The 18321-nt window shown below is 72.2% G+C and carries 13 protein-coding genes and 1 pseudogene; 8 read left to right on the forward strand and 6 right to left on the reverse strand.

Annotated features, from left to right (window positions below; translation table 11 throughout):
- Positions 1-4: 4 nt before the first annotated feature.
- Together ACIBD9_RS20715 and ACIBD9_RS20720 are read right to left on the reverse strand one after the other, a co-directional pair.
- The gene (locus ACIBD9_RS20715) at positions 5-1303 is read right to left on the reverse strand and encodes a DUF58 domain-containing protein (RefSeq protein WP_238660592.1); all 1299 of its coding nucleotides are present in this window, start codon (positions 1301-1303) and stop codon (positions 5-7) included.
- A gap of 1 nt (position 1304) precedes the next feature.
- The gene (locus ACIBD9_RS20720; RefSeq protein ID WP_238660593.1) at positions 1305-2357 is read right to left on the reverse strand and encodes a MoxR family ATPase; all 1053 of its coding nucleotides are present in this window, start codon (positions 2355-2357) and stop codon (positions 1305-1307) included.
- A 403-nt stretch (positions 2358-2760) separates the two neighbouring features.
- Between ACIBD9_RS20720 and leuS the strand changes: the two genes are divergently transcribed.
- Complete coding sequence (gene leuS / locus ACIBD9_RS20725) at positions 2761-5601, forward strand: leucine--tRNA ligase (protein ID WP_396719873.1); 2841 nt, start codon at positions 2761-2763, stop codon at positions 5599-5601.
- Between the two features lie 87 nt (positions 5602-5688).
- Here the strand turns inward: leuS and ACIBD9_RS20730 are convergent, their stop codons facing one another.
- The 4 genes from ACIBD9_RS20730 to ACIBD9_RS20745 are packed head-to-tail and all read right to left on the reverse strand — an operon-like array spanning position 5689 to position 9116.
- Positions 5689-6483: a phosphotransferase gene (locus tag ACIBD9_RS20730; protein WP_396719875.1), complete on the reverse strand. Its 795-nt coding sequence runs from the start codon at positions 6481-6483 to the stop codon at positions 5689-5691.
- Complete coding sequence (locus ACIBD9_RS20735; RefSeq protein WP_396719877.1) at positions 6480-7163, reverse strand: TVP38/TMEM64 family protein; 684 nt, start codon at positions 7161-7163, stop codon at positions 6480-6482. Before ACIBD9_RS20735 ends, ACIBD9_RS20730 begins: the two co-directional genes overlap by 4 nt.
- A complete protein-coding gene (locus tag ACIBD9_RS20740) occupies positions 7160-7879 on the reverse strand; it encodes a type 1 glutamine amidotransferase (protein WP_387176195.1) in 720 nt (239 codons plus the stop codon). The genes ACIBD9_RS20735 and ACIBD9_RS20740 overlap by 4 nt, the downstream gene beginning before the upstream one ends.
- A complete protein-coding gene (locus ACIBD9_RS20745; protein ID WP_091407686.1) occupies positions 7869-9116 on the reverse strand; it encodes a MurT ligase domain-containing protein in 1248 nt (415 codons plus the stop codon). Before ACIBD9_RS20745 ends, ACIBD9_RS20740 begins: the two co-directional genes overlap by 11 nt.
- Before the next feature lie 355 nt (positions 9117-9471).
- On the opposite strand from ACIBD9_RS20745, the gene mraZ reads away from it, so the two are divergent.
- From mraZ to mraY, 7 genes and pseudogenes are all read left to right on the forward strand, one after another.
- Entirely contained in the window at positions 9472-9903 is a 432-nt protein-coding gene (gene mraZ / locus ACIBD9_RS20750) for a division/cell wall cluster transcriptional repressor MraZ (RefSeq protein WP_030488958.1), read from the forward strand.
- 206 nt (positions 9904-10109) lie between these two features.
- Positions 10110-11220: pseudogene (rsmH, locus tag ACIBD9_RS20755) on the forward strand (16S rRNA (cytosine(1402)-N(4))-methyltransferase RsmH).
- Complete coding sequence (locus ACIBD9_RS20760) at positions 11210-11815, forward strand: hypothetical protein (RefSeq protein ID WP_396719879.1); 606 nt, start codon at positions 11210-11212, stop codon at positions 11813-11815. Before rsmH ends, ACIBD9_RS20760 begins: the two are co-directional and overlap by 11 nt.
- Before the next feature lie 3 nt (positions 11816-11818).
- A complete protein-coding gene (locus ACIBD9_RS20765; protein ID WP_396719881.1) occupies positions 11819-14026 on the forward strand; it encodes a penicillin-binding transpeptidase domain-containing protein in 2208 nt (735 codons plus the stop codon).
- A 52-nt stretch (positions 14027-14078) separates the two neighbouring features.
- Positions 14079-15641 carry a UDP-N-acetylmuramoyl-L-alanyl-D-glutamate--2,6-diaminopimelate ligase gene (locus ACIBD9_RS20770; RefSeq protein WP_387176201.1) on the forward strand — a complete coding sequence of 521 codons (1563 nt, stop codon included), beginning with the start codon at positions 14079-14081 and terminating at the stop codon, positions 15639-15641.
- Positions 15638-17035, forward strand: coding sequence for a UDP-N-acetylmuramoyl-tripeptide--D-alanyl-D-alanine ligase (gene murF / locus ACIBD9_RS20775; protein ID WP_396719884.1), 1398 nt, complete (start codon positions 15638-15640; stop codon positions 17033-17035). Before ACIBD9_RS20770 ends, murF begins: the two co-directional genes overlap by 4 nt.
- The gene (mraY, locus tag ACIBD9_RS20780) at positions 17032-18156 is read left to right on the forward strand and encodes a phospho-N-acetylmuramoyl-pentapeptide-transferase (protein WP_030334519.1); all 1125 of its coding nucleotides are present in this window, start codon (positions 17032-17034) and stop codon (positions 18154-18156) included. Before murF ends, mraY begins: the two co-directional genes overlap by 4 nt.
- Positions 18157-18321: the final 165 nt, after the last annotated feature.

The raw sequence follows: 18321 nt of genomic DNA on the forward strand, positions 1-18321 counted from the left end.
CCGTTCATCGCACGCCGCCGGCGACCGTCTCGGCCAGCGCGGCCCGCAGGGCGAACCCCTGGGCGCCCCGCCCGGCCTGTGGCCACAGCGCCGGCAGTCGGCCGCCGTGGTCGACGCCGACGATCCGCCAGCCACTCTGCAACATGGCGAGGACGGCGGCGGCGTGGGCGTGCTCCGCCTCGGCCCGGGCCTTCTCCGGCAGGCTGAGCCAGGTGGAGCTGTTCAGTAGGAAGCCGACGCAGGTGGCGCCGTTGCCGCGCAACCCGGCCAGCAGCTCCGCCTCGGCCACGCTCACCGTGCCGAACAGGCCGATGATCAGACCGCCGTCGGCGCGTTGGCGGACCCGCTGCACGAGGCCGGTGACCTCGGCGCGCTGATCCAGTCGTACCTCCGCGAGGTGGTCGAGCAGCGCGCCGTCCCCGCCGGCCTCCGAGGCGTCCACATCTGCCCCCGAGCCGGTGACCAGGCGCAACTTGTAACCGGCCTGGCGCAGGTGGACGGCGATGCTCGCGGCGGCCGAGACCGACCACTCGAAGCTGGCCGTCGGCCCCTCGCCGCGGTGGCCGTACGCCCGGGTGTCCAGGACGACGGTGGCCCGACTCTCCCACGGTTGCTCCTCGCGGCGCACCATCAGCTCGCCGGTGCGGGCGGTGGACTTCCAGTGCACCCGGCGCAGGTCGTCGCCGCGCCGGTACTCCCGGGTCGCCGCGTCGTCCTCGCCGTGCACCGCCACCGAGCGGGCCCGGCTGTCGCCGCTGCCCGCGTACTCCCCGGGGAGCCGGACCGACGGCAGCGGGGTGACCTGCGGGATGACCGTCAGGTGGTCGGTGCTGGGGAAGGAACGGGTGAGCTCGCAGAGGCCGAACGGGTCGGTCATCCGGACGACGAGCGGGCCCACGTCGTAGCGGCCCCGCACGTCGGCCCGCACGGTGTACGCCACGGAGCTGGCCTGGTGCGCGCCGAGCCGCTCCAACACCACCCGGGGCCGGCTGCCCAGCGCGTAGGGCAGCCGATCCTCCAGGAGCAGGGTGCCGGTCGGCAGCCGGGAGAGGTTCTGGAGGCGCAGCACCACCCGGGAGTTGGCGCCGACCGGAACCCGGTGCGGGTCCAGGGAACGGTTGCAGGCCAGCTTGTAACGGCTCCGCCCGACGTAGGCGGCGGCCAGCAACGGCAGGATGGCCAACAGCACGGCCACCCGGAGCAGGTCCTTCTCGCCGAGGATGCCGGCCGAGATCGCCGCCGCGACCGCAGCGGCGAGGAAGGAGCGCCCGCGGGTGGTCAGCCCGCGTAGCCCGGCACGCACGTCATGGCCTCCGCGGCTCGTAGGGTGCGCGACCGTTGCCGCTGGCGGGCCGGGTGTCGTACGGGTTGCGCTGCCGGTCGTGTGGCAGCGGCAGGCGGTGCACCAGCTCGGAGACGATCGCGTCGGTGGTGCGACGGGCGAGCTGCGCGTCGGCGGTCGGGATGATCCGGTGGGCGAGCACCGGCACCGCCAGGGCCTGCAGGTCGTCGGGGAGAACGTAGTCGCGGCCCTCCAGGGCGGCGACCGCCCGGGCGGTGCGCAGCAGTTGCAGGGTCGCCCGGGGGGACGCGCCGAGCCGCAGGTCGGGGGCCTCGCGGGTGGCGGTGACCAGGTCGATCGCGTACTGCTTGACCGCGTCCGCGACGTGCACCTGCCGGACGGTGGCGATCAGCTGCCGGACGATGGCCGCGTCGGAGACCGCACGCAGCTCGTGCAGCGGGTCGGTGGCGCCGTGCCCGTCGAGCATGGCCAGCTCGGCGTTGGAGTCCGGGTAACCCATCGCGATGCGGGCGGTGAACCGGTCGCGCTGCGCCTCCGGCAGCGGGTAGGTCCCCTCCATCTCGATCGGGTTCTGGGTGGCGATCACCATGAACGGTGTCTGGAGCTGGTACGTCACCCCGTCGACGGTGACCTGCCGTTCCTCCATGCACTCCAGCAACGCCGACTGGGTCTTCGGCGAGGCGCGGTTGATCTCGTCGCCGACCACCAGGTTGGCGAACACGGCGCCCGGACGGAACTCGAAGTCGTGCGTCTCCTGGTTGTAGACGCTGACCCCGGTGACGTCGCTGGGCAGCAGGTCGGGGGTGAACTGGATCCGCCGCACGGTGCAGTCGATGGACCGCGCGAGGGCCTTGGCCAGCTTGGTCTTGCCGACACCCGGGACGTCTTCGATCAGGAGGTGACCCTCGGCGAGCAGGACGGCCAGGGCGAGCCGCACGGTGGCGGTCTTACCCTCGATGACCTGCTCGATGTTGGCCACGATGGCCTCGCTGGCGGCGCGGAACTCGTCGTGCGGCAACAGGCCGCCCACCTCGTCCCAGGTCTGTTGTGTCACGGGCCTCCTCCTCGTCGCCGTCACGGCAGCTCTCTAGAGAGCACCTGGACCCGCCGTTGGGTTCGCGACGTCGAGCCTCGTTTGCCGCAGGAATCTCACTAGTCTCTCAGGCTAACCATGTTTGTCGTTATCGCCGACCCCCGCAGGTAGTCCGTCGGTTACGCACCGATATTCGCCAGCTCGGGGGAACGGGTCCGACCCGCCCCGGGGGCCGACGGGGCGAACCGTGGGCGAGGTACACTGCGGGGCATGGCCGGAGTCTTCCTGCTTCTTACCGGGCCGTGCTGATGCGCTGAACGCAGCGACAGCACGGCGGCCCCTCCTGCGCGAGGGGCTTTTTTGTGCCCGCCGCCGGCCCGGCCCGGTGGTGCCGAGACGAAGCGAAGCGAAGCGAGGAGAGACGATGAGTGAGGCAGCCGCACCGGCGGGCGACATTCCCCCGTTCCGGTACACCGCGGCCCTGGCCGACGAGATCGAGATTCGTTGGCAGGACACCTGGGCGCGCGAGGGCACCTTCCACGCACCGAACCCGACCGGCCCGCTGGCCGACCCGACCCACCCGCGCGCGGGCGCGGAGAAGCTGTACGTGCTGGACATGTTCCCGTACCCCTCCGGAGCGGGCCTGCACGTCGGCCACCCGCTGGGCTACATCGGCACCGACTGCTACGCCCGCTACCAGCGGATGGCCGGCCGCAACGTGCTGCACGCGATGGGCTTCGACGCGTTCGGCCTGCCCGCCGAGCAGTACGCGGTGCAGACCGGCACCCACCCCCGGACCACCACCGTGGCGAACATCGAGCGGTACAAGGCGCAGCTGCGCCGGCTGGGGCTGGCGCACGACGAGCGCCGCTCGGTGGCCACCATCGACACCGACTTCTACCGCTGGACCCAGTGGATCTTCCTGCAGATCTTCAACTCCTGGTACGACCGCGACGCCGGCCGGGCCCGTCCGATCGCCGAGCTGATCGCCGAGTTCGAGGGCGGTAACCGGCCCACCCCGGACGGCCGCGCATGGGCCGAGCTGAGCGTCGCCGAGCGCCGCCAGGTCGTCGACGACCACCGCCTGGCGTACGTCTCGCAGGCGCCGGTGAACTGGTGCCCGGGGCTGGGCACCGTGCTGGCCAACGAGGAGGTCACCGCCGACGGCCGTTCCGAGCGGGGTAACTTCCCGGTCTTCAAGCGCAACCTGAAGCAGTGGATGATGCGGATCACCGCGTACGGTGACCGGCTGCTGGACGACCTGGACAGCCTGGACTGGCCAGAGCCGATCAAGCTGATGCAGCGCAACTGGATCGGCCGCTCCACCGGCGCCCACATCGACTTCCCGACCACCGCGGCGCCGGTGCGGGTGTTCACGACCCGCCCGGACACCGTCTTCGGCGCCACCTACATGGTGCTGGCGCCCGAGCACGAGCTGGTCGAGACGCTGGCGCCGGCCAGCTGGCCGGACGGGACGAGGGACGCCTGGACCGGCGGGCACGCCAGCCCCCGGGAGGCCGTCGAGGCGTACCGCAAGGCGGCGGCGGCCAAGACCGACGTCGAGCGGCAGTCCGACAGCAAGGAGAAGACCGGCGTCTTCATCGGCGCGTACGCCACCAACCCGGTCACCGGTGGGCAGATCCCGATCTTCATCGCCGACTACGTGCTGGCCGGCTACGGCACCGGCGCGATCATGGCGGTGCCGGCGCAGGACGAGCGGGACTGGGCGTTCGCCGAGGTCTTCGAGCTGCCCATCGTCCGTACCGTGCAGCCGGCGGAGGGCTTCGACGGCAAGGCGTACACCGGGGACGGCCCGGCGATCAACAGCGCCGCGCCCGAGCGCGGCCTGGACCTGAACGGCCTGGGGGTGGCCGACGCCAAGGCGGCCATCATCGCCTGGCTGGAGGCGAACGGGCACGGCACCGGCGCGGTGACCTACCGGCTGCGCGACTGGCTGTTCTCCCGGCAGCGTTACTGGGGCGAACCGTTCCCGATCGTGTACGACGAGACCGGCGCGGCCATCGCCCTGCCGGAGGAGATGCTGCCGGTCGAGCTGCCGGAGGTGGACGACTTCTCCCCGAAGACGTTCGACGCCGACGACGCCAACAGCAACCCGGAGACCCCGCTGTCGCGGCGGCGCGACTGGGTCGAGGTCGAACTGGACCTGGGCGACGGGCCGAAGCGCTACACCCGGGAAACCAACGTGATGCCGCAGTGGGCCGGCTCCTGCTGGTACGAGCTGCGTTACCTGGACCCGACCAACAGCGAGCGGTTCGTCGACGCGGAGAACGAGCGGTACTGGATGGGCCCGCGCGGCGAGGGCGACTGCGGGGGCACCGACCTGTACGTCGGTGGCGCCGAGCACGCCGTGCTGCACCTGCTGTACGCGCGGTTCTGGCACAAGGTGCTGTTCGACCTGGGGCACGTGTCGTCGTTCGAGCCGTTCCGCAAGCTGTTCAACCAGGGCATGATCCAGGCGTACGCGTACACCGACTCGCGCGGCAGCTACGTGCAGGCCGAGGAGGTCTTCGAGCGCGACGGCGCCTACTACCTGGGCGACCTGGCGGTCAACCGCGAGTACGGCAAGATGGGCAAGTCGCTGAAGAACGTGGTGACCCCCGACGACATGTGCGCCGCCTACGGCGCGGACACCTTCCGGGTGTACGAGATGTCGATGGGCCCGCTGGAGGTCTCCCGTCCCTGGGAGACCCGGGCGGTGGTCGGCTCGTACCGGTTCCTGCAGCGGGTGTGGCGGGCCGTCGTCGACGAGCAGACCGGCGCGCTGCGCGTCACCGAGGACCCGGCCGACGAGGCGACCCGCCGGCTGCTGCACAAGGTGATCGACGGGGTCCGTGGCGACATGGACGGCATCCGGTTCAACACCGCGATCGCCAAGCTGATCGAGCTGACCAACGGGCTGACCCGGCTGTCGGCCACGCCCCGCGAGGTGGCCGAGCCGCTGGTGCTGATGGTGGCGCCGTTCGCCCCGCACATGGCCGAGGAGCTGTGGCGCAAGCTGGGCCACGACACCTCGCTGACGTACGCGGACTTCCCGACCGCCGACCCGGCCCTGCTGGTGGCCGACACGGTGACCTACCCGGTGCAGGTCAACGGCAAGGTCCGTGGCCGCATCGAGGTCCCCGCCGACGCCGCCGAGGAGGCCGTCCGCGCGGCGGCCCTGGACGCGGTGGCCGCGACCCTGAACGGCAAGGAACCCCGCAAGGTCATCGTGGTCAAGGGCCGAATGGTCTCCGTGGTCGCCTGACCGTTGAGGGTGGTGACGTCGGAGCTGGCGGACGCCGCAGCGACCGCTATGACTCAGAGGCATAAATATGTCTCTGAGTCATAGCGGTCAGTGACCTGTCGCCCCCGGCGCAGGACAGGCGGTCGCCGCTACGACACCGCGGTGGGTGTACAGCCAGTTGTGCCATCGGCGTATTCCGTCGGGCACGCCTGAGGCGCGCAGCCGGAGCATGGCCGGCTCGCCGCGCTCGGCGCCGGCGTCGATGCCCCGCCAGGTGCTCCCGATCTGATCGAGCATCACGTCCACCAGCTCACTCCGGTCCAGTGCCGGCGACGCCGCCTCGTAGGCGTCGCAGAGAACGCGACACCGTCGGCCCAGTTCGGCGGGATCGGCATCCTCACCCAACGCCGCCCAGTGCCAGCCGGCGAACGCCACGTCCTCGATCCGCCGGCCCGGCGCGGCCAGGTCCCAGTCGAGGAAGGCAACCGGGAGCGGCCCGGCGGGGAAGTCCCGGTACACAGTGTTCTTCGGGGACAGGTCGCGGTGGCAGACGGTCTCCGCGTCGCCGGACAGGTCGGTGTCCGCACACGCGTCGTGCAGCCGCCGGATCAGCTGGCCAAGCCGCACCAGCGCCGGGTCGGCGAAGAATTCGGGGTCCTCCCGGTCCCGCCACGGCACCCGGCCCGCGACGTAGCCGAGCATCTGCCGACCGTGACTGTCGACGCCCAGGTGGTGGGGCGCGAGGTCCGCGCCCACCCCGGCCAGATGGCGCAGCAGCGCGCCGACGAAGTCGAGGTTGGCCGGCGGGGTACGTCGTACCGTGTCGCCGACCCGGACCACGTCGGCGACGAAGCCGCCGGTGAGGGGCTCCTCGGTGGAGCCGGTCGGCTCGGAGATGGTCATACAGGCATGGTGCGACGGCGACGTTCGGCGCGCCACCACTGGTGGATGAGCACCAGGCTGGCGATCAGGCCGAGGCTGGCCGGGGCGGCGGCGTACCAGTTGACGTGGCCGGGGGAGCTGACCGCCGCGCCGATCGCCGCGTACCCGAAGGCGGTCGGGGCGGACGCGATCACGCTGCCGGCCAGGAACGGCAGCACCCGGGCGCCGGTCGTGCCGTAGCCGTAGCTGACCAGCCCGAAGCCGGCGATCGGCAGCAGCCGGACGGTGACCACACCGAGCACGCTCTGCCGGGCGAACCAGCCGTCGAGGCGGGCCAGCCGACCGCGGACCCGTTCGGCCACGAACTCCCGACCGAGCAACCGGCCGACCGTGAACCCGATCGCCGCGGCCACCAGCGCGGCGCCCAGGGCGTACGCGGCGCCCTCCAGGGGACCGAAGATCGCGCCCGCGGCGAGCGTGATGAAGGTCCGGGGCACCAGCGCGACCAGCAGCAGCGCGCCCCCGAGGATCGCCGCCACCGGGGCGAGGTCGCCCAGCCGGTCGGCGACCAGCGGCAGCTGCGCCGGATCCGGTCGGGGCACCAGGAGCAGCAGTAACCCGCAACCGCCGATCAGCAGCACGAGCAGGGCGAACCGGGCGGCCGACGGCTGCCGGAGCAGCCGCCGGACGGCATGGATCATGCCCGGGCGGCGACCACGGCGGAGCGGCGCTCGTTGCGGAGCCGGTCCGACCAGGTGTCGTCCAACGGCGGGAGCTGGTGTGCCCCGGTGGCCCAGCGCAGCAGCAGGTCGGCCAGGGCCGGGTTGCGAGCCAGCGCCGGCCCGTGCGAGTAGGTGCCGAGCAGCTTGCCGCGCCACGCGCCCTCGGTGGCGCCGTCGTTGCCCACCCCGGCGGTGACCCGGGCCAACGGGGAGACCTCCGGGCCGAGGTGGGTGCGACCGCCGTGGTTCTCGAAACCGGTCAGCGGGGGCAGGCCCAGCCGGGGGTCGATCTCACCGGCCAGCTCGCCCACGGCCCGGCTCTCGCCCCGGTCGGAGTGCAGGTCGAGCAGCTCCAGCCCGCGACACTGCACACCCTTGGCGAAGAACGAGGTGCCGAGCAGTTGGTAGCCGGCGCAGACGCCGAACACGACCGAACCCTGGGCGACCGCGCGGTGCAGGCCGCCGTCGGCGAGCAGGCGCTGGGCGCCGAGCGCCTGCGGGCCGTCCTCGCCGCCGCCGACCAGGTAGATGTCGGCGGTCGCGGGCAGCCGCTCGTCGGAGCGGACCTCCAGCACCTCGACCGGCATCCCGCGCTGACGGGCCCGCCGGGCGAGGATCAGGGCGTTGCCCCGGTCTCCGTAGGTGGAGAGCAGGTCGGGGTAGATCCAGACGATACGCAGACTCTCAGATGACACGGTCCAACTCCGCTCGGATGTCCTGGAACGCGGTGTAGTTCGCGATGACCTCCAGCCGCCCGGGCGGGACCGACCGGAGCGCGTCGTCGAACGTGCGGACGTGCTGGAACGGCACGTCGTTGACGTCCAGCCGAACCGCCAGGTCGTATGCCCGGTCGCCGGTGATCAACACCTGTCGGCCACGGAGCGGGGCGAAGTCGACGTCGTACAGCCAGGAGGTGTCCAGACCGTCGGGGTCGCGCGCGTTGATGGAGAGCAGTGTCGGCGCGTCGTCGGCCATGTCGAACGCCTCCAGCCAACTGGCCGGGTTCTTGGCCAGCAGTAGCCGGATGTTGCGCCCGTCCTTGTCGACCTGCGCGTAGCGGCCGGCCACCGAGGTGACGATGCCGAGGCGGGACACCGCGTCGACCGGGCGGACGCCGAACTCGGCGGCCACCGCCAGCGCGGTCGCCGCGTTGCCGAGGTTGACCTTGCCGGGCAACTGGAGGGAGACCTTGTGCCAGGCGCCGGTGGGGTCGAGCACGCCTTCGTCCTCGACGACCCAGTGCGGCTCCGGACGGCGCAAGGGGCAACCGGTGCACCACCACTGCTCGCCGGAGCGCTGGATGGTGGAGCCGCACTCCGGGCAGACCCAGGAGTCGTCGTGCCAGCGCTGGCCGGCGCTGAACCACGTCACGTGCGGCGGGTTGATGCCCCGAGCCGGGTCGCCCGGCGGGGTGGCGGCCCACACCACCAGCGGGTCGTCGGCGTTGGCGACCACCCGTACGTCGGTGTGCCGGACCAGCGCCGCGCGCCAGAGCTGCGCCATCATGGCGACCTCCTTGGCGCGGTCGAGCTGGTCGCGGGAGAGGTTCAGCAGCGCGACCACGTGCGGCTCGGTCGCCTCCAGCACCTGGGCGAGGTAGTGCTCGTCGACCTCCAGCACCGCGTACGGGGTGCTGCCGGCCTTGGCCAGCGCCGAGGTGTGGCCGCTGGGCATATTGGCGCCGAACGAGTTGGTGGCGACCCGCCCGAGCACGCCGACCGCGGCGGAGGTCAACCGGGTGGTGGTGGTCTTGCCGTTGGTGCCGGAGACGAGCGCGATCGCGCGCCCGGCCGACAGGTGGGCCAGCAGGTCCGGGTCGATCTTCAGGCCGATCCACCCGCCGATCACCGAACCGTCGCCACGGCCGGCGGCCCGGGAGAGCGCCGCGGCGGTCCGTGACACGGAGCTGGCCACCTTGGCCCGTAGGGGCATTTTCGCGTCCGTCACGCGAGCGAGGTTACCGGACCGCCCGCCCCACCAGATCGCCGCCGACGGTGAACCGTTCGGCCGTGGTGGCTGCGCGGGTGGCCGGGTCGGCGTCCCCCGGACGGAGTCGATCTATGTCGGAAAGCGGACCACGCCGAGGGGCGGCTTGCACCCTCCACTCCGCTCCACCCCTTGTGACGTGCGGTTTTGCCCCCGGGCCAGGCGCGCCACGCGGGCGAATTTGGTTGCGGGTGGAGGGAAGTGGAGTAGAGTGGGGACCAATGGTGAGGCCGGGAGGGCTCACCGGCCCGGGGGGTCAGCGGCGCCGCGAACGCCGCTTAGGGGCGAGGGGGTTGGGCCGGTGTTTCTCGGCACCCACACTCCGCGCCTGGACGAAAAGGGCCGGTTGATCCTTCCGGCCAAGTTCCGGGATGAGCTGGCGGGGGGTGTCGTGGTCACCAAAGGGCAGGAGCGCTGCCTCTACGTCTTCCCGACCCCTGAGTTCCAGCGGATCGCGGAGCAGTTGCGCGCACAGCCGATGACCCACAAGGCGGCCCGGGCCTACAGCCGGGTCTTCTTCGCCAGCGCGCACGACGAGGTTCCGGACAAGCAGGGTCGGGTGACCATCCCGGCCCACCTGCGGGCCTATGCCGCGCTGGACCGCGAGTTGGTGGTGATCGGCGCGAGCACCCGGGTGGAGATCTGGGACAAGGTCGCCTGGGAGACCTACCTCGCCGAGAGCGAAGACGACTTCGCCGACATCGAGGAGGGGGTGCTGCCCGGCGGTCTGTAGGGCGGTAACGGCGCCCGACGTACTGCGAGATCTCCAGCCGCTTTCGAGTTCCTGGCATCACTTCCCCGGTGCCAGGCGCACGATCCAGTCATCGGGCGACGGTCCGGTGTCAGGCGGGAGCGGATGGGGATCTGGCGGTACGACGGCAGCGCCGTCCGACGACAGGCGCACGAGAAGAACGGACGTTTCAACCAGTGGGGGTCATCATGGGGGAGTTGCGCGGCACGCACGTGCCGGTGCTGCTCGAGCGGTGTCTCGAGCTGCTGGCCCCCGCGCTGGGTCGAGGCGGCCGGACGGTCTACGTCGACGCGACGCTCGGTCTGGCCGGGCACGCCGAGGCGGTGCTGGAGGCGCATCCGGAGACGGTCCTGATCGGGCTCGACCGGGACACCGAGGCGCTCGCCCACGCGCGGGTCCGACTGGCCCGGTTCGCCGATCGGGTGCACCTGGAGCACGCCGTCTACGACGAGTTGCCGGACGTGCTGGACCGGCTGGGCTATCCGGCCATCGACGGCATCCTGTTCGACCTGGGTGTCTCGTCGTTGCAGCTGGACGCGCCCGACCGCGGGTTCGCGTACGCCCAGGACGCGCCGCTGGACATGCGGATGGACCAGACCCGGGGCGTGACCGCCGAAGAGGTGGTCAACACGTACGCGCATCCGGACCTGGCCCGGGTGCTGCGGGTCTACGGCGAGGAGAAGTTCGCCGGTCGGATCGCCTCGGCGATCATCCGGCAGCGGGAGCGGGAGCGGATCACCTCGTCCGCGCTCCTGGCGGAGCTGGTTCGGGACTCCATTCCGGCACCAGCCCGACGAACGGGTGGGCACCCGGCAAAGAGAACGTTTCAGGCTTTACGGATCGAGGTAAACAAAGAGCTGGCAGCGCTGGAGACAGCGTTGCCATCCGCACTCGACGCACTGACCGTGGGCGGTCGCATGGTGGTCCTGTCCTACCACTCGCTGGAGGACAGGCTCACCAAGGCGGCCCTCACGGACCGGGTCCGCAGTAAGGGCCCGATTGACCTCCCGGTCGAGCTTCCCGGGTCCGGTCCGACGTTCCGGCTACTCAGCCGGGGCGCCGAACTGCCCGGGGAGGCGGAGGTTGCCGCGAACCCGCGGGCCGCCTCGGTGCGGCTGCGGGCCGCGGAGCGACTCGATCCGAACGCGACAGAGCAGGGGCGGACCGACCGCGAACGGTCTCGCCGACGGGTGAAGGGAATGCACCAACCGGGCACGGGGTCCGCCTGATCCGTGGGGGGTCAGGGGCACCGGGACGGCTAGAGGGACGGATGTTGAGGGGGAGGGACATGAGCATTGACAAGCGCGACCGCCGGGACGTCACCGGCGGCGGGCAGCGCGCACCGCGGTCGGGGGGCCGGATCGCGGCGGAGCGGGCTCCGCGCCTCGGAAACGGTACGCCACGCATCGATCGAGTGAACCGGCAGGGGGAGACTCGCGCCCGGGGGGCGCGCGAGTTCCCGACTCAGGGCACCGCCGCGCTGCGTCCGGTCGAGAAGGCCGCCAGCGCGGCCAGCCCCCGGCCGCCGCGGTTGCGGGTGGCGCCACCCGCGCCGATCTCGGTGCCGCGGGCGCCGTTCGCGGCGTTGATCGTGGTGCTGGTGGTCGGCGGGGTGCTGGGCATCCTGGCGGTCAACACCAAGATCAATGAGAACGCGTTCCGGTTGGAGCGGTTGCAGCAGCAGCAGGCTCGACTGGACCTGGAGAAGCAGCAACTGGACAAGCAGATCGCCGACGCCGAGGCGCCGGGCAACCTGACCGCCGAGGCGCGGCGGCTGGGCCTGGTCGACGCCGGCGAACCGGGCTACATCCGGCTGCCGGACGGCAAGACCCTCGAGGTGCCGCAGCCGGCCAACGGCCAGCCGTCGGTGACCAGCCAGGGTGCGGGAGGCTGACCGGTGCCACCAAGGTCGGACGAGCCGCGCCGGGACCCTACGGGGTCCCGGCGCGGTTCTGCACGTGATGCCGGCTCCGCCGATGGCGAGCCGCGCACCGGCGAGCCGGGCATCGGGGGTATCTCCGGCGCCCGGGCGTACACCCCGAGGGGTCGGACGGTCCGCGAGGAGCGCGGCACGCCGGCGCGCGGTCAGGGCGCCGAGCAGCGGCGTACGCCGCGCAGCACCCGGTCCGGTGACCCGTTCCGGCCGGCGTTGCAGGTGCTCGACGGCGGCCGGGCCGCCGCCCGGGCCGGCCGGCGCGACGCTCCGGCCGCCGGCCGCGGCGGGGTGGTGCGCACCGTCGCGCCGCGTACCCCTCGTGGCCCGGACGGGGACGAGCCGCCGCCGCGCCGCCGGACCACGCCGCGCGCGCCACGTCGCGCCGACCGGCCGGCGGCCCGGCGGCCGTCGCGCAAGCCGCGACGCCCGCCGAAGCTGGCCGACTCGCGGCTGCGGCTGCGGCTGGGCACCGTGCTCGCCCTGACGCTCTTCGCCAGCATCGGGATCCGGTTGATCTTCCTCCAGGCGGTCGACGCCCCGGCGTACGCCGGCGGCGGCACCGCCGACCGACTCCGCACGGTCGAGCTGCCGGCGCCGCGCGGCGGGATCTACGACAGCACCGGCGCGCCGCTGGCCCGCAGTGTCGAGGCGCGGTACGTGTACGCCGACCCGACCGAGGTGAAAGACCCGCCCGGCGTCGCGAAGGCGCTGTCCCCGCTGCTCGGCATCCCGGCGTCGAAACTCGTCGAGCTGATGAAGCCCCGCAGGCTGGAGGACGGCAAGGAGTCCCGATTCGTGTACCTGGCGCGGGGGGTGGAGATCTCCACCGCCAAGCGGGTGCAGGCGCTGGACCTCCTCGGCATCGGGGTGCACCGCGACGAGCGCCGTGAGGTGCCCGGCGGCGACCTGGCGGCCAACCTGATCGGCTTCACCAGCCAGGACATGGTCGGGTTGGAGGGGCTGGAGGCCCGCTACGACGACGTGCTCGCCGGCCAGGACGGCAAGCGGGTGTACGAGGCCGGCCTCGGCGACCTCGCCGCCCCGATTCCGGGCGGTTACAGCCGGACCACTCCCGCCAAGCCGGGCAGCTCGCTCGCCCTCACCATCAACCGCGACCTGCAGTTCCGGACGCAGCAGATCCTCAGCGCGGGCATGGCCCAGGTGCCGGGCGGCACCGGCGCGGCCGTGATCATCGAGATCCCCTCCGGCGCGGTGCTGGCCCAGGCCAGCAACCCCACCTACGACGCGGCGAAGCCGGTGCCCAGCGACCCGGTCGACCGGGAGGACGCCGCGACCAGTTTCGTGGTCGACCCCGGCTCGGTACACAAGGCCATCACCTACGCCGCGGCCCTGCAGGAGGGGGTGATCACGCCGGACACCACGTTGCCGATCGCCAACAACATCAAGATGGGCGACACCTGGTTCTCCGACACGCACCCGGCCAACGGCAAGCGGATGAGCGTGCCGGGGATGCTCGCCTACTCGTCGAACGTCGGCACCATCACGATCGCCGAGAAGCTCGGCCGGGACCGGTTGATCGACTACCAGAAGCGGTTCGGGCTGGGCAAGCCCACCGGCGAGGGGATGCCCGGGGAGGCCAGCGGACGACTGCTGCCGGCCGACGAGTGGAGCGAATCGTCGCGTGGGTCGGTGCCGATCGGGCACAGCGTCGACGCCACACCGCTGCAGATGGCCGCCGCGTACGCCGCCATCGCCAACAATGGCACGTACGTGCAGCCGCACCTGGTCAAGGAGGTGATCGGCCCGGACGGCAAGCGCACCCCCGCGCCGGCCCCGGTGACCCGGTCGGTGCTCAGCCCGCAGAACGCGGCGGCCCTGCGCACCATGCTAGAGGCGGTCACCACCGTCGACGGCGCCACCGGCGTCACCGCCGCGGTCCCCGGCTACCGGGTCGCCGGCAAGACCGGCACCGGATCGCGGCTGGTCAACGGAAAGATAGAGACCGACAAGGTGTCCTCCTTCATCGGGATGGCCCCCGCCGAGAACCCCCGCTACGTGATCGCCGTCTTCGTCTACGCGCCCAACGGCGGGGGCGCGGCGATCGCCAATCCGGCGTTCCGGGACATGATGCAGTTCACTCTGCGTCACTACCGGGTGCCGCCCTCCACCGGCGGTTCCGCCCCCAAGTTCGTGGTCTATCCGCGCTGAGCAGCGACGGCGGGACATCATCGGTGAGTGCCGACGAACCACCGGGGCGGCTGTGCGGCCGGAACCGGACGACCGGGTAGGGTCTGACGCCGTGCCCGGCAATCCACGTCCACGTACCGTGACCGGAGTCCGGCTCGGTGATCTCGCCGTCCGGCTCAGCGTCGACCTTCCGGCGGACGCCGCCGCGGTGGTCGTCTCCGGGGTCACCCACGCCAGCCAGGAGGTCCGCCCCGGCGACCTGTACGCGGCGCTGCCCGGTGCCCGTCGGCACGGCGCGGAGTTCGCCGCCGGCGCCGCCGAGGCGGGTGCCGTGGCCCTGCTGACCGACCCGGCGGGTGCGGAGTTGGCGGCGGGAACCGGTCTGCCGGCCCTGGTGGTGCCCGACCCGCGTGCCGTGCTCGGCGAGCTGGCCTCGGCCGTGTACGGCGACCCCACCGCCGACCTCACCGTCATCGGGGTGACCGGCACCGCGGGCAAGACGTCCACCGCGTACCTGGTCGAGTCGGGGCTGCGGGCCGCCGGGCACACCACCGGGCTGGTCGGGACGGTGGAGACCCGGCTCGGTGATCTGGTGATCGACAGCGTGCGCACCACCCCCGAGGCGACCGACCTGCACGCCATGCTGGCCACCGCCCGCGAGCGTGGGGTCACCGCCGTGGTCATGGAGGTCTCCAGCCACGCGTTGGCCATGGGCCGGGTGGGCGGTGTGCGGTTCGCCGTCGGCGGTTACACCAACTTCGGCTCCGACCACCTGGACTTCCACGCCGACAGCGACGACTACTTCGCCGCGAAGGCCCAGCTCTTCGACGGGCGCTGCGCGGTCGAGGTGCTCAACCACGACGACCCGGCGTTGAAGCCGCTGCTCAAGCCGACCACTGTCACCTACTCGGCGGCCGGTGACCAGGGCGCGACCTGGTGGGCCGACGGTGTGGGCGGGGAGGGGTACGCCCAGCGGTTCATCGCGCACGGCCCGAACGGCGTGACCCTGTCCGCCGGTGTCGCGCTGCCCGGCCGGCACAACGTGGCCAACGCGCTGCTGGCCATCGCCGCCCTGGTCGGCGCCGGGGTGGACCCGACGACCGCGGCGGCCGGTGTGGCCTCCTGCGGGGGTGTCCCGGGCCGGCTGGAACTGGTCGACGTGGCCGCGCCGGTGCGCGGGGTGGTCGACTACGCGCACAAGTCGGACGCGATCGTGGCCGCGCTGGCCGCGCTGCGCGAGTTGAGCGCCGGTCGACTGATCTGTGTGATCGGCGCCGGTGGGGACCGAGACCGGGGCAAGCGGCCGGTGATGGGCGCCGCCGCGGCGGAGGGAGCCGACGTGGTGCTGGTGACCGACGACAACCCGCGTACCGAGGACCCGGGGGAGATCCGCGCCGAGGTGCTCGCCGGGGCGTACCGGGCGGGGACGGCCGCTCGGATCATCGAGGTGGCGGGCCGCCGCGCCGCGATCGACGAGGCGGTTCGGCTGGCCGAGCCGGGCGACGTGATCGCGCTGCTCGGCAAGGGGCACGAGCGCGGCCAGGAGGTGGCGGGCGAGGTGTTTCCGTTCGACGACAGCATCGAGTTGGCCGACGCTCTGCGGGCCCGCTTCGGGGACCTGGCGGGTCAGCGGTGATCGCGCTCAGCCTGGCCGAGGTGGCCGCGGCGGTGGACGGACGGCTGGTCGCCGCCGACCCGGCCGTCACCGTCACCGGATCTGTGGAGTTCGACTCGCGCAAGGTGGGGCCTGGTTCGCTCTTCGTGGCCTTTCCGGGGGAGAAGGTCGACGGGCACGACTACGCGGCGACGGCGATCCAGGCCGGCGCGGTCGCGGTGCTCGGCAGCCGCGAGGTGCCCGGGGTGCCGATGGTGCTTGTCGACGACGCCCTGACCGCGATGGGCCGTCTGGCCCGCGCCGCGGTGGACCGGCTGCCCGGGCTGACCGTGATCGGCGTGACCGGCTCGTCCGGCAAGACCACCACCAAGGACCTGATCGGCCAGCTCACCGCCCGGCTCGGGGCCACGGTGGCGCCGCCGGGGTCGTTCAACAACGAGCTGGGGCACCCGTACACCGCCCTGCAGGCTGACCCGGACACCCGCTACCTGGTGATGGAGAAGGGTGCGCGCGGGGTCGGGCACGTGCGGTACCTGTGTGAGCTGGTGCCACCCCGGATCTCCGTGGTGCTCAACGTCGGCACCTCCCACATCGGCGAGTTCGGCTCGCAGGACGCCATCGCCCTGGCCAAGGGCGAGCTGGTCGAGGCGCTGCCGCCGGACGGACTGGCCGTGCTGAACGCCGACGACCCCCGGGTGGACGCGATGGCGAGCCGCACGCAGGCCCGGGTGGTCCGCTACGGCGAGGCGTCCGACGCCGACGTGCGCGCCGAGGACGTCACGCTCGACGAGCGGGGGCACCCGTCGTACACCCTGGTCACCCCGGAGGGGCGCGCGCCGGTGCGGCTGCGGCTGGCCGGCCGCCACCAGGTCGGGAACACGCTCGCGGCGGCGGCGGTCGCCCGGGAGCTGGGCATGCCGCTGGCCGAGCTGGCCACGGCGCTGGGTGAGCTGGGGCTGGTCTCGACCCGGCGGATGGACGTCTTCGACCGCCCCGACGGGGTGACCGTGATCGACGACTCGTACAACGCCAACCCGGCCTCGATGGCGGTCGCGGTGCGGGCGCTGGCGAGCATGGGCCAGGGGCGGCGTACCGTCGCGGTGCTTGGTTACATGGCCGAGCTGGGCCCGTTCGAGTACGACGGCCACGCCGAGGTCGGCCAACTCGCGGCCGAGCTGGGTGTCGACCGGCTGCTCGTGGTGGGTGAGCCGGCTGCGCCGATCCACGAAGGCGCGACAGCGGTAGCAAACTGGGGAGGAGAGTCGGTGCTGCTCACCGATCAGGCGGCGGCCGTCGAGGTGCTGCGGAGCGAGCTACGACCGGGTGACGTCGTCCTGGTCAAGGGCTCCCGGTACCGGACCTGGGAGGTGGCCGACGCCCTGCGCGCCGACGCCGGTGGGGAGCCGACCCGATGAGGGCGGTCATCGTCGCCATCGGGGTGGCCTTCCTCGTCTCGCTCTTCTGCACCCCGATCGCGATCAAGGTGTTCACCCGGCTCAAGGCCGGTCAGCCGATCCGGTCCGACGGCCCCGCCATGCACCAGGGCAAGAAGGGCACGCCCACGATGGGTGGCGTGGTCTTCATCCTGGCCACGGTGATCGCGTACGTGGCCGGGCACCTGGCCCTGACCACCCTGCCGGACCAGCAGATCGCCCAGGTGGAGCCGACCATCACCGCGTTGGTGCTGCTGGGGCTGATGGTCTTCTCCGGCGCGGTGGGCTTCCTCGACGACTTCCTGAAGGTGCGCAAGCGCAACAGCGCCGGGCTCAACAAGCGCGGCAAGTTGCTCGGCCAGATCCTGGTCGGTGCGGTCTTCGGGGTGATCGCGCTGTGGTTCCCGAGCACGATGACCAACGGTTCGGGCCTGGCGACCAACACCGAGACGGTGGGCAGCACCACGCTGAGCTTCATCCGGGACATCGACTTCCTGGAGGTCAGCAAGGTCGGCGCGGTGATCATCTTCATCTTCGTGGTGATGGCCGCGACGAACGGCGTCAACCTCACCGACGGCCTGGACGGCCTGGCCACCGGCGCGTCGGTGATGGTGCTCGCCGCGTACGCGCTCATCGCGTTCTGGCAGTACCGGCACTGGTGCGCCGACCCGAACTACACCCAGCCGTACTGCTACGAGGTCCGTGACCCGTTGGAGATCGCGCTGATAGCCGGGGCCGCGGCCGGGGCCTGTGTGGGCTTCCTCTGGTGGAACACGTCCCCGGCACGGATCTTCATGGGCGACACCGGGGCGCTGGGGCTGGGCGGTCTGATCGCCGGGATGGCGATGTCCACCCGCACCATCCTGCTGCTGCCGATCATCGGCGGGCTCTTCGTGATCATCACGATGTCCGTGGTGATCCAGATCATCTCCTTCAAGACCACCGGTAAACGGGTGTTCCGAATGTCCCCGCTTCAGCACCACTTCGAGCTGGCCGGCTGGAGCGAGGTCAACATCGTGGTGCGGTTCTGGATCATCGCCGGCATCGGTGTGGCCATCGCCCTGGGCCTGTTCTACAGCGAGTTCCTCGCCAACATGACCTGATCCGCGGGGCCGACACGCCCGAGGGGGCGTTCTGGGGGTATCGGGCGTGTCTAGCGGTGATGATGTCGGGGTGGGGGAGGACATCGGCACTGAGGGCAGGGCTGGCGGGCGGGCGCGACGGCCGGCGGGCACGACGGGGCGTACCGCGGAGGCGGTCACGCCGGT

Origin of the sequence: Micromonospora sp. NPDC050784 (assembly GCF_044456765.1) — a bacterium.
Taxonomy (GTDB): Bacteria; Actinomycetota; Actinomycetes; order Mycobacteriales; family Micromonosporaceae; genus Micromonospora; species Micromonospora foliorum.